Source organism: Salipiger bermudensis (assembly GCF_020171625.1).
GTDB lineage: Bacteria > Pseudomonadota > Alphaproteobacteria > Rhodobacterales > Rhodobacteraceae > Salipiger > Salipiger bermudensis_B.
The window spans coordinates 664,404-673,769 of sequence record NZ_JAIUZY010000001.1 but is presented as its reverse complement, the minus strand read 5'-3'; the positions used below and the strand labels follow the sequence as shown (position 1 = coordinate 673,769).

General features: G+C 63.0%; 17 protein-coding genes. 7 read left to right on the top strand and 10 right to left on the bottom strand.

Going from position 1 to position 9,366, the window contains the following annotated elements; genetic code table 11:
- Positions 1 to 340: 340 nt before the first annotated feature.
- From LCM15_RS03230 to LCM15_RS03185, 10 genes are all read right to left on the bottom strand, one after another.
- Entirely contained in the window at positions 341 to 742 is a 402-nt protein-coding gene (locus tag LCM15_RS03230; RefSeq protein ID WP_224852935.1) for a hypothetical protein, read from the bottom strand.
- A complete protein-coding gene (locus tag LCM15_RS03225; RefSeq protein ID WP_224852933.1) occupies positions 739 to 1,191 on the bottom strand; it encodes a hypothetical protein in 453 nt (150 codons plus the stop codon). The genes LCM15_RS03230 and LCM15_RS03225 overlap by 4 nt, the downstream gene beginning before the upstream one ends.
- Entirely contained in the window at positions 1,191 to 1,364 is a 174-nt protein-coding gene (locus LCM15_RS03220) for a hypothetical protein (RefSeq protein ID WP_224852931.1), read from the bottom strand. The genes LCM15_RS03225 and LCM15_RS03220 overlap by 1 nt, the downstream gene beginning before the upstream one ends.
- Entirely contained in the window at positions 1,364 to 2,056 is a 693-nt protein-coding gene (locus tag LCM15_RS03215) for a hypothetical protein (RefSeq protein WP_224852929.1), read from the bottom strand. Before LCM15_RS03215 ends, LCM15_RS03220 begins: the two co-directional genes overlap by 1 nt.
- Before the next feature lie 11 nt (positions 2,057 to 2,067).
- Positions 2,068 to 2,901, bottom strand: coding sequence for an ERF family protein (locus tag LCM15_RS03210; protein WP_224852926.1), 834 nt, complete (start codon positions 2,899 to 2,901; stop codon positions 2,068 to 2,070).
- Complete coding sequence (locus LCM15_RS03205) at positions 2,898 to 3,080, bottom strand: hypothetical protein (protein WP_224852924.1); 183 nt, start codon at positions 3,078 to 3,080, stop codon at positions 2,898 to 2,900. Before LCM15_RS03205 ends, LCM15_RS03210 begins: the two co-directional genes overlap by 4 nt.
- 118 nt (positions 3,081 to 3,198) lie before the next feature.
- Positions 3,199 to 3,531 carry a hypothetical protein gene (locus LCM15_RS03200; RefSeq protein ID WP_224852922.1) on the bottom strand — a complete coding sequence of 111 codons (333 nt, stop codon included), beginning with the start codon at positions 3,529 to 3,531 and terminating at the stop codon, positions 3,199 to 3,201.
- A 321-nt stretch (positions 3,532 to 3,852) separates the two neighbouring features.
- Complete coding sequence (locus LCM15_RS03195) at positions 3,853 to 4,143, bottom strand: hypothetical protein (RefSeq protein WP_224852920.1); 291 nt, start codon at positions 4,141 to 4,143, stop codon at positions 3,853 to 3,855.
- A 199-nt stretch (positions 4,144 to 4,342) separates the two neighbouring features.
- The gene (locus LCM15_RS03190; RefSeq protein WP_224852919.1) at positions 4,343 to 5,071 is read right to left on the bottom strand and encodes a DUF3800 domain-containing protein; all 729 of its coding nucleotides are present in this window, start codon (positions 5,069 to 5,071) and stop codon (positions 4,343 to 4,345) included.
- Positions 5,071 to 5,700 carry an XRE family transcriptional regulator gene (locus LCM15_RS03185; protein ID WP_224852917.1) on the bottom strand — a complete coding sequence of 210 codons (630 nt, stop codon included), beginning with the start codon at positions 5,698 to 5,700 and terminating at the stop codon, positions 5,071 to 5,073. The genes LCM15_RS03190 and LCM15_RS03185 overlap by 1 nt, the downstream gene beginning before the upstream one ends.
- 332 nt (positions 5,701 to 6,032) lie before the next feature.
- On the opposite strand from LCM15_RS03185, the gene LCM15_RS03180 reads away from it, so the two are divergent.
- From LCM15_RS03180 to LCM15_RS03150, 7 genes are all read left to right on the top strand, one after another.
- Positions 6,033 to 6,491, top strand: a complete 459-nt coding sequence (locus tag LCM15_RS03180) for a hypothetical protein (RefSeq protein ID WP_224852915.1) — start codon at positions 6,033 to 6,035, stop codon at positions 6,489 to 6,491.
- Positions 6,492 to 6,842: 351 nt separating this feature from the next.
- Positions 6,843 to 7,016 (top strand): hypothetical protein, encoded by a 174-nt coding sequence (locus tag LCM15_RS03175; protein ID WP_224852913.1) that lies wholly within the window; start codon positions 6,843 to 6,845, stop codon positions 7,014 to 7,016.
- Between the two features lie 262 nt (positions 7,017 to 7,278).
- On the top strand, positions 7,279 to 7,713 hold the full coding sequence (locus tag LCM15_RS03170; RefSeq protein WP_224852911.1) for a hypothetical protein: 435 nt from the start codon (positions 7,279 to 7,281) through the stop codon (positions 7,711 to 7,713).
- A 4-nt stretch (positions 7,714 to 7,717) separates the two neighbouring features.
- Complete coding sequence (locus LCM15_RS03165) at positions 7,718 to 7,975, top strand: hypothetical protein (protein WP_224852909.1); 258 nt, start codon at positions 7,718 to 7,720, stop codon at positions 7,973 to 7,975.
- Positions 7,975 to 8,328 (top strand): hypothetical protein, encoded by a 354-nt coding sequence (locus tag LCM15_RS03160; RefSeq protein WP_224852907.1) that lies wholly within the window; start codon positions 7,975 to 7,977, stop codon positions 8,326 to 8,328. Before LCM15_RS03165 ends, LCM15_RS03160 begins: the two co-directional genes overlap by 1 nt.
- Positions 8,325 to 8,504, top strand: a complete 180-nt coding sequence (locus LCM15_RS03155; RefSeq protein ID WP_224852906.1) for a hypothetical protein — start codon at positions 8,325 to 8,327, stop codon at positions 8,502 to 8,504. The genes LCM15_RS03160 and LCM15_RS03155 overlap by 4 nt, the downstream gene beginning before the upstream one ends.
- Positions 8,501 to 9,352 carry a hypothetical protein gene (locus tag LCM15_RS03150; protein WP_224852904.1) on the top strand — a complete coding sequence of 284 codons (852 nt, stop codon included), beginning with the start codon at positions 8,501 to 8,503 and terminating at the stop codon, positions 9,350 to 9,352. The genes LCM15_RS03155 and LCM15_RS03150 overlap by 4 nt, the downstream gene beginning before the upstream one ends.
- Positions 9,353 to 9,366: the final 14 nt, after the last annotated feature.

Genomic DNA, 9,366 nt, shown 5'->3' with positions numbered 1-9,366 from the left:
TCATGGACAGCGCCCAGACGGTGCCGACGACGCCGACTCCGAGGATCACGAGAACGCCGAGAGCGAACCAGAAGCCGGCGGCAGACCCTCGTTGGCGTGGTACTCCGCCCAGATCCGGGAGCCGGGTTCCTGCGTTTCGTCGGGAGGGGTGAGAGGCGGGAAGGAGTGCGCGGTCATCCTTCCGCCCTCCGCTCCATAGCCCAAGCGGCCACCTCGGGGCCCATCGGGGGAAGGGTGTCGGGCAGGCTGGTGCGACCGCCGGCCAAGTCCAGGCCGATGCGGATTTCGCGGTCTGTCATATTCGCCAGCGTGGCGGAGTGCGTGAGAACGGGGGTCTGCATCAGAAATCAATCTCCATGTTGGACAGGGTGGCGCGGGTAGGGGCGATGAAGCCGTAATCCTTGCCGTGCAGCCGGTGGAATTCAGCGCGGTCGCCGTGAAACAGGCTGTGACAGCCGTGGGGGCCACCGCAGAGCGGGATGGTGTCGCGGTCGCCGGACTTGGACCCGGCGCCGGGGAGGCGGTCGTACAGGCCGCGCTCGTTGAAGTCGGGCAGGTCGCGGCAGTGGTGCGCATCGCTCGGGCCGTGCTTGCCGCAGGCGCAGCAGGGCAGAGCCCGGACGCGGCGCATGTATTCGAGGTCAGCCTGACCCGAGGCGCTGGCCCGGTGCTTGCGGCGCTTGTCCGACACGGGCTTGATGCGGGCCTTGGCCTTGAGCAGGGATCGGCGGGCGAGGGTCATGTGAATTCCTGCTCGTACTTGAGCGCCTCGGGATCGGTCAGCCGCACGCCCATCATGATCCAGTGCCGCTGCATCTGATCCATGAAGTCGGTCATCTGCTTGACGGTCATCAGGCGCGTCACCGGAAGATCGAAGGCTTTCACCGCTGCGAGCTTTTCCTCGTAAGGCAGGTGCTTCATCGTCCGGTCATAGGAGAGGCGGAAAGCCTCATTCTCGGCCCTGAGGATCGGCACGCCGATGGTGAGCTTGCATTCGGCGCGCACCTCCTCGTGGGTCTGGTCGCCAAGCTGCAAGGCGATATCGGTGAACCACCGCTGCGCCAGCCGGTTCTGCGATGAGCTGCGGGAAGTGCCCTGCGCCCATGTCACCGTGATCGGCAGCTTGCGAGCCTTTAGGAGGATAGCCAGCGCATCGACGTGCCCCGGATCGCGGAGAACCTTCGTCGGCATCAGCCCGCCCCCGCACCGATCAGGTAGCCGGTGATGATCTCATCGACCTCGGCTTTCGTCAGGCCGTTCTCGGCTGCCAGATCCTCGGCGATAGCGTCACGATCCGGCCCTTGCGGAGACCTGTCCGCAGAGACGCGCTCTTGATAGGTCTCGAAGATGGTGGCGGGGGTCATCAGAACGCCTCTTTTTCCTGCCACACGCGCACGCCATTGATGGCGCGGGCCTTGTGGTTGCGGCGCACGTACTCCTCGATGAAGGCGGTCATCGCGCCCCGGTCATTCGTGGCGATATCATGCAGTGCTGCCCGGTGATCATCGATCGCGTAGCGGGTGACGGTGCGAAGGCCCTTCACTTGCCCCTTGCTGGCCTTCGCGGATTCGGCCTGCATCCGCTCAGCCTCTGCCTGCGCTGCGGCTGCTTCGCGCTGCGCCTCGATATCGGCTTCCTGCGCGGCTCTGGCCTTGGCCTCCGCCTCGCGACGGGCCTTTTCAGCTTCCGCACGCGCCTTGTGCTCTGCCTCCGCCTTTTCGGCAGCGAGCTTGCGCTTGAATTCGTTGACGATGGAGGCGAGCCCTTTCTTGAGCCGCCCGAGGTCGTCCAGCGTCGGCGCATAGCGGGCCTTCTCGGCCTTCCATGCGTCATAGAGCGGCTTGGCGGCGCTTTCCTCTGCCGTCTTCACTGCCTTCTCTGCGGCCTTGATATGCTTCGCCAGATCGTCAACGGCGTTCATCTGCGCTTCGGTGGTGACGGGTTCGCCATCAAGCCAACCCTCGGCCTCGGTGATGAAGTCGCCATAGGGTGCGAGGGCGTCGTCCAGAGGTTCAGGCGGGTTGTTGTGCCCGGCGGCGGGGGTCATGTCGTTCATGGTCTGGATCCTCAGTAGGGAATTTCGTTCGGGTCGATGATCTCGCCGGTGCGGGGCTTGTTGGCCTCGCGCCAGTTGGCGATCTCGATGTCGACGCGGGCGGCTTGCTCGGCATCGGTGGAGCGCAGCCGCGAGAACTCGTGGCGGAACCGCTCGTCGGCTTCCACATTGTCCGCGCCGTGGCGGCGGATGCTGTCGATCATGCTGTCTGCGGTCTGCTCCGCCTGCGAGGTCGGCGGCTTTTCGTTGCGCGGCTGCTCGCGGTTCTGGCCGGCGCGCGGCGCGGCGCCTTGAGCGTCGTCGTCCTCCTCGGCGGAGAGGCCGAGGGCGGCCTTGAGGGTGTAGCGCTGCAAGTAGGTGACCGCAGAGCCGACCGCCTGGAAGGGGTTCTTCGATCCCGAGCCATCAGGGGCGCACTGAAGCGACGTTTCCTCGCTGTGACCGTCGGCGTGGGCGATGACACAGGTAACTTTCACCCCGCCTTGGCTCTGATCCGTGCGGAACCGGTAGGACAGCCCGTGCAGGGAGAGGATCGGGTCGATCACCTTGGCGATGCCGGCCAGCGTCTCGTGCCGGTAGTGGGTGCGCCCCTTGTTGCTCGTGAAGTCGACCGTTGCGTCCTTCATGATCGGCGGAATTTCGGCGCGGGCTGCGGACAGGGCGCGGGCGAACGAGATACGGGCGTTGTCCCGCTCGTGGTCCCGCTTGAGCGCCAGCATTCGTTCCAGCTTGTCGAGGTCAGCGTCCGGGTTCAGGACAAGCCGCTCGATCATCGAAACCATCGGGTCGGCGGGCAGCGCGGAGACGTTGTTTCCCGCCTGCTGGTGTTGCGTCACTGCGTTCATGCTGCGTCCTCCATCTGGGCCTTGGCCCATGCGATTGCGGTTTCGGTCTGGCGGTCGTGGTCGGTGATCATCAGGGCGTCGAGCGGTCGGACGGCGCGGAAGCGCGCCCACAGCTCGGCCTCGGCACGGTCGTTGCCGTTCTCGGCGCCGTCGATGACTTGGGAGAGGGATACGGGCATCAGATTGCCCCCATCTTGATCGCCTGAGCGGCGGTGTGGATTGCATGGAAGAGCCAGCCAGCGAAGACGCAGGCGGCGGCGAACAGGAGCCAATCAAGGAGGGGCATGAGGTCACGCATCACGACCTCACCGGCTCGCTTGCGGTCGTCCATGCATCCATGCACTCGGCGCAGCAAAAACGGCGCTCGGCATAGGCATTCGACGCGGTGAATTCCTCGGTGCTGACCGGGCCTGCGCACCAGTCGCAAGCCTTGGCGTCATGGGCGCAGGTCAGGCAGACGGTGCCGCCGTTGTCCTCGACCAGCCGGGCGACCCAGCCATCCTTGAACATCGCCGCCGGGGCCATGTCCTCGATATCGAGCGGGTAGTCGCCGCAGCGCGAGCAGCCACAGGGCGTGAAGCTCACCGGGCGCTTCCCCTCGTGGCGGCTGATATTCGGATCGTGACGCATTGTGTCTCTCCCATCTCTGTCCGCGATCAGCCGGTAGCGTCTTCGGCGGCGGTTTATAGGAAGAGAGTAAGGGGACAAATATCCCCAGTCAAGAAGAAAGGGGATATTAATCCCCACGATCCTTACGCCGACTGAGGCGCCGTGCTACAGTGCCGGTGTCAGCGCGGTGCTGGCGGCATGAAAGAGGCCCCGCCGGAGCGGAGCCATTCAGGAGGTCTGAAATGTTCGACAGCGAGGAGTGGCGCGTCCGACGCCTCAAGATCGCGTTCTGGATCAGCTATCGGGTCTTCCATGTCCCTGTGGACGTTAAGCCGGACTATCTCATTTGGGCCCGAACGTCTTCATGTTGTGGCGGTAGGTTTCGAAGACGATAGCTTTGTCTTTGGTGTAGTCTAGCGCGCCGTATAGTGCAGTGTGAACCTCATCAACTGACTTCGGCGTATCGAGGAACACGCAGGATGTGGTGCGATCTTCCACTTGGTTGTGGCGCTCGAACACCGCTCTGAGATTGTTGTACCGCTCAGTGTAGGTGTCGTCGTATTTGATGTTGAACGTAACGCCTTTAATGCTCACAGAATTCTCCATTTTCGGTTGTGTCGCGCTTTCGATCATGGGGTAGCGCCGGGGGCTGAGTCCAGCTTCCGGCGCACATGAAAAACCCCGCCGGAGCGGGGGTGGGGCATCAATATACCTACCTGCAACCAGGCAGCCTCGATGCTAGCGACTCATTGATTTATGTTGGATTTAGGCCTATGTACTTATTAGGCCTTCGCAGCCCGAATACGCTGGCTAGACCAGCCGTGCCCTACAGCTAGGGCTGCGAGGGACCTGACCTCCCCCTAAAGTGCCAAACGGTCAAGAATCTTGCCTCTTTGGGGGTAGGGGTGCCCCACGAGTGCCGACCGGACTTTCGCAGCACATAGCGAGCCAGGTCGCCCTTCGGGGAGGTGTGTTTCACGCTATTCTGTATTGCCGCAATCCCACCGACGATCACGTCAGCCAATTGGATGAGGCTATGGTTCTCTGAGTTCACGGGCTCGATGCTGCGAAAGCAGTTCGGACGAGTTGCGTGTGTCTTGTAGGCTGCCGCGCAGAGCTCGTTCCGCATGGCGCAGATATCCCGTGAGTCGTTTCCAGCATCGAGCCTTACATGGAGGGTGCGTTTATCTCCATAAAATCGCGCGAGACGGTGCAGGCAAAGTTGATAGTACATCCTGTTGATGCTGGTGTCGCGGTTCTCGCCTGGTCGGGCCTTGTGGTTGTAGCCCCCAAACGGTGAGATGATTATGTGTAGTGCCGCATAACGCTTTTTAACGAGGTCAAAGCCGTAGTCCACGAGCTTCTCGTACGCGGCTCTCTTTTCACCGCCACGATACGCGCTCCAGTGAAATTCTGATCGAATTCCAGCGTCGTCGCGCAAGGTCGCGATACGGTCCTCGATCTCTGCAATCCGGTTCCCCGCCACCGCGAAGCCGCCAGCGACCATGTAATCTTTATCGCGACTGCTGGCGTCACCATAGAACGTCAGATGTGGGCTCATTACACCTTCCTAGTGAGCTCAGCCGGCCAGTGCAGCCGCACACGCGCCGCCCAGCGGAGCCGCTTGTTCCACATCGTCGTGGCCCCGGGGTTCAGCGAGATCAGGTGGAACAGGCCGGGCTCGTCGCCGGGCTTCACCTGTTTCACCCAACCCATGCCGTCCTCATCCTCGACCACGCAACGGTGGCCGACCACATCGTCCGGGATGCAATCGTGAGTGTGGCGGGTGTAGAACAGCAAGTCGCCCGCGCTGTAGATGGGCTCCATGCTGTCACCGACGATTTCCACCGCCACGACACCGCGCGGCGATAGTCCCTGCGGGCATTCCACCTGGGGGCCGTCGCCCTTGGCGTAGGCGTCGAACACCGGGACTTGTGCTCCCGCGCCGACCCTGCCCGCGATGGCGATGGTGTTTGGCGCTTCGATGCCACCGTTGAGAAACTGATCGAGCGTCATGTTGAGCGCCGAAGCGACCTTCTGAGCGTCATCTACATTTGTTGAACGCGACTTTCCTTGGCCAACCTTTTTGAGCTGCTCATAAGAAACGCCAGCCACATCTGCGATTTTCCGAAGAGATATTCCTCGGTTGGACATCGCCGCTTTTAACGCTTCTGAGAAGGTCATTGACATGGCGGGATAATAATCCGCGTCAAACGCAGCCGCTAGGCGACGATTCTCCCTTGTTTTATGGGGATAAATATCCCTATACTGCGGCATGACCAGAGAACAACTCATAGCCGATATCGAAGCGTTTGCCAGCGCGCGAGGCCTGGCACCCGCAACTGTCACCAGTCGTGCGGTCGGCAACAGCCGCCTCTATGCGCGTCTTGTCGGCGGCAAGAGTTGCACGCTCGAAGTCGCTGAACGCCTTCGCTCTTACATGAGTGATGAGCCTAAGCCCTCCGCCGCCTGACCACGCATTTTCCATGCCTCAGACATGGGGCTAAGCACGGAAGATTGTTATGAGAAAGCCACTGCTCATTTCGCAAGAAGCTGCCAAGGCGCGCGTGTCTGAGGCTCTGTCTCTCCGCATCGGTCGGGGCAAGCGGTTCAGCTTCCGACAGGTGTCTGACGCATCTGGAATCGCTGAGCGTACCATCGACAGCTACGCGCGCGGCGACAACGCCCCGACCCTTGGTCCGCTTCTCAGCCTGTTCGCCACCCTAGGACCCGGCTTCACCAGCGACGTTTTGGCCTTGGCCGATCAATCCGCAAGCGGGTGCAGCGGCGATGACCCGGAACACATGCGCGTCCTCTGCGCGGCAGGTGAGCTGGTCTCCATGATCTCTTCCGCCGTCGAAGATGGCTATGTGGACCATCAAGAGGCCGCCAACCTGCGCCCCCTGGCTCAGAACATGATCGACCTGCTTGAGCCGCTTGCGGCCCGCCCCGTCGCGATGATGAAGGGGAAGCGCGCATGAGGCTCACAGCACAACGCGCCGAGATCATCGACTACCTCCGCGCCTATGGCCCGATGACCACCGAGGACATGCTCTCCCGTACGGGGGGGGGTGGAACACGACCAGAAGCGGATCATCCGGCGGCTGGAAAAGGCTGGCTGTGTCTCCGTTCGCGAGGATACCATTCGCCTACTGCCGCCCGGATACATCCTCGCCGGATCTTTTCCGGCAAAGGCGGATCAATGACCGCAATCCACATCAACACCGGCACCTCCTCCGCCGGTCAGCGCGTCGGGGCGACCTCCTCCCACGGCCTCGACGCGCGCCAGATCCCGGCAGCGGGGGGCAGCTGCAGTTCCATCGGAGATGAACATGGACGAACTCACGCAATCGCAGAAGACCCACCTCGAGACCCTCAAGTCGGCCGGCAAGGCGACGGCAATTCCCGCCGTCGTTGGTGCGAAGCTGGTCGAGAAAGGGTTTGCCGTCCGGGCGCCGGGCGAGGCCGTTTGCACGCGCGGGTATGGCAGCTTCAAAGCCGCCTGATCTCTGCGCGCCAGAATGCCCGCGTCACACTCACGGAACCAGGGCGGCGTCCGGTGGCTACCACAGCCCCCACAACGGCCACGGGGCGCCACAAATATCTAGCCGTCTTCACGAGTGAACTTGGTACACGCGAACAGGGGCCGCGTGCGGCTGGTGAAGCCCCTGACCTCATTCCGAATGCCGGGCACGACGCCCGCATCGCCCGCCGCGCTCGCGCCGTGCCGGTATTTTCGCGGCGGGTGCGTTCTTCCGAGGTGGCGTGATGGCGAAGACCGCGAACATCACCGCCGAGACGCTGGCCCCGATCTGGGCCAATCGCAGCATCCCGACGCAGAAGGTGGCCGACATGCTCGGCATCAATCGCTCCACGCTAAGCTGGAAGCGCGCAGAGCTCGGCATCGCCCCGCGCGCCACCGGCCGCGTTCCGAATGCGAACGAGGACACCTTTCGCCGCATGTGGCTGGCCGGGGTGAACGTGCGCGAGATGGTCGAGTTCTTCGGCTACCGGCACAAGCAGGCCATTCACAAGCGCCGTGACCGTCTCGGCCTCGCCCCGCGCCCTCTGTCATCGAAGGGCAAGAGCATCACCCTCGCGCAATTTCACGAGCAGGAAATCGCCAGCCGCATGTCGGCGCAGGCTGGCGGGCAGAAGGTCCGCGCAGCCGGTGGCCAGGACCGCTCGCAGATGTGGAGCTAAGCCCATGACCGCACCCATTCGAGAGCTTCACTGTCCAGTGAAAGCTACTGGACAGCAACCGGTAGAGAAGCGCCGCGACCTGTTTGGCCTCAAGGCGAAATGGCTGCGGTTCGCGGACGAGCGGCAGCTTCGACGCCTCGCCAAGCTGCACGTCCGCATCGAGCGCCGTAAAGCTCTGATCGCCGAGGACCACGCCGAGCGCCTGCGCATCCAAGATGCCTGCATCAAGCAGATGCGCCGGGGCCGGGGGCTGGTGAACTGATGGCGAAGACTATCCGCCTTCCTTGGCCTGACGGTCGCCTAGCCGGCCACGCGAACGCCTCACGCTGGCCGCGCATCAGGGCTACGAAGGAGTACCGCGCGGCGGCATGGGGGCTCGCGAAGAAGGCCAAGGTTCCTCGCGCCCCTGCTGCCGTTCTCCGCGTCTCCTATCACCCTCCCACAGGGCGCGGCGGCAAGCCAGATGTTCAGAACATGCCGGGCCGCTGCAAGCCTCTGATCGATGGCATTGCCGACGCGATGGGCTGCGACGATCGCCGGTTCCGTGTCCAGTACGCTGACCGCTTCACCGAGCCGGTCAAGGGCGGCGCTGTCCTGATCGAGGTGACGCCATGAGCGAGGGCTACGGCATCCGCGAGGACGGCGACACGGTGCTGATCCGCATCCCGCGCGACCAGGTACATTCTCTCCGCGTGGCGCTGCAACCGATGCGCGCCGGCGAGACCGTCAGCGCATCCACACAGAACTTCAGGGACCGGCTCGACAAGGCGCTGGCGAAGGTGGGGAAATGAGCGGTGGAACCTTCTCCGTGTCGCGTGGCCTCTGGGATCATGCGGCTTTCAAGCGCGAGAAATTCACAGAGCGCGAGGCTTGGATCTGGATGCTTGGCGAAGCCAGTTGGAAGGGCAGGGTGACGCGAGCAGGTGATCTCGTCGTGCCTCTCGAGCGCGGCCAGCTTGTGCTCTCAAGCCGTTTCGCCGCTAAATGTTGGGGTTGGACGGATAGCAAGGTCCGTCGCTTCATCGAACGCTTGCAGAAACTCGAAATGGTTAGCGCTAAAACCGACGCAGGTGTGACGGTCATAACCATCTGTAATTACGACGATTATCAGGGCGGCGGCGCAGCATCCGACGCAGGACCGACGCAGGACCGACGCAGGACCGACGCAAACGAGAATAAGGATGAAATACAGAGGGAAGAAGGGGAAGAGGATACTGACGTATCCCTGACGGCTTCCGCCGTCGGTGAGCCCGTTCATGCCAACGAGCTTTCCCAAGCAGTCTCCCGGTACAACTCCGCCGCTGCGAAGGCGGGTTGGCCCCAGGTCCAGAAGCTCAGCCCAAGCCGCGCCCGTTCTCTGCGCTCTCGCCTCAAGGATTGTGGCGGGGCCAAGGGGTGGGAGGTGGCGCTGCGCAAAGCCTTCGACAGCGATTTCTGCCGCGGACGAACGGCCCAGCCTTGGACGGGCTTTGGCTTCGACTGGCTCATCAAGTCCGCAAACTTCACGAAGCTCATGGAGGGCAACTATGACAACCGCACTGGCAACTCTGGACATCAATCAGCCCGCCCAGGTGGATCGCGGTCTAGCCTTTATCACGCAGCGGCTGCGGTCGCAGCACGTCGCTCCAGCAGAACGTGAGGCGGTGGCGAACG

Bases quoted from the DNA above. Each gene is read 5' to 3' on its own strand.
- LCM15_RS03165 (WP_224852909.1), top strand. From the start codon at position 7,718: ATGACCGCACCCATTCGAGAGCTTCACTGTCCAGTGAAAGCTACTGGA.
- LCM15_RS03170 (WP_224852911.1), top strand. From the start codon at position 7,279: ATGGCGAAGACCGCGAACATCACCGCCGAGACGCTGGCCCCGATCTGG.
- LCM15_RS03190 (WP_224852919.1), bottom strand. From the start codon at position 5,071: ATGAGCCCACATCTGACGTTCTATGGTGACGCCAGCAGTCGCGATAAA.
- LCM15_RS03175 (WP_224852913.1), top strand. From the start codon at position 6,843: ATGGACGAACTCACGCAATCGCAGAAGACCCACCTCGAGACCCTCAAG.
- LCM15_RS03230 (WP_224852935.1), bottom strand. From the start codon at position 742: ATGACCCTCGCCCGCCGATCCCTGCTCAAGGCCAAGGCCCGCATCAAG.
- LCM15_RS03225 (WP_224852933.1), bottom strand. From the start codon at position 1,191: ATGCCGACGAAGGTTCTCCGCGATCCGGGGCACGTCGATGCGCTGGCT.
- LCM15_RS03200 (WP_224852922.1), bottom strand. From the start codon at position 3,531: ATGCGTCACGATCCGAATATCAGCCGCCACGAGGGGAAGCGCCCGGTG.
- LCM15_RS03215 (WP_224852929.1), bottom strand. From the start codon at position 2,056: ATGAACGACATGACCCCCGCCGCCGGGCACAACAACCCGCCTGAACCT.
- LCM15_RS03180 (WP_224852915.1), top strand. From the start codon at position 6,033: ATGAGAAAGCCACTGCTCATTTCGCAAGAAGCTGCCAAGGCGCGCGTG.
- LCM15_RS03160 (WP_224852907.1), top strand. From the start codon at position 7,975: ATGGCGAAGACTATCCGCCTTCCTTGGCCTGACGGTCGCCTAGCCGGC.
- LCM15_RS03185 (WP_224852917.1), bottom strand. From the start codon at position 5,700: ATGTCAATGACCTTCTCAGAAGCGTTAAAAGCGGCGATGTCCAACCGA.
- LCM15_RS03155 (WP_224852906.1), top strand. From the start codon at position 8,325: ATGAGCGAGGGCTACGGCATCCGCGAGGACGGCGACACGGTGCTGATC.
- LCM15_RS03195 (WP_224852920.1), bottom strand. From the start codon at position 4,143: ATGATCGAAAGCGCGACACAACCGAAAATGGAGAATTCTGTGAGCATT.
- LCM15_RS03220 (WP_224852931.1), bottom strand. From the start codon at position 1,364: ATGACCCCCGCCACCATCTTCGAGACCTATCAAGAGCGCGTCTCTGCG.
- LCM15_RS03210 (WP_224852926.1), bottom strand. From the start codon at position 2,901: ATGAACGCAGTGACGCAACACCAGCAGGCGGGAAACAACGTCTCCGCG.
- LCM15_RS03205 (WP_224852924.1), bottom strand. From the start codon at position 3,080: ATGCCCGTATCCCTCTCCCAAGTCATCGACGGCGCCGAGAACGGCAAC.
- LCM15_RS03150 (WP_224852904.1), top strand. From the start codon at position 8,501: ATGAGCGGTGGAACCTTCTCCGTGTCGCGTGGCCTCTGGGATCATGCG.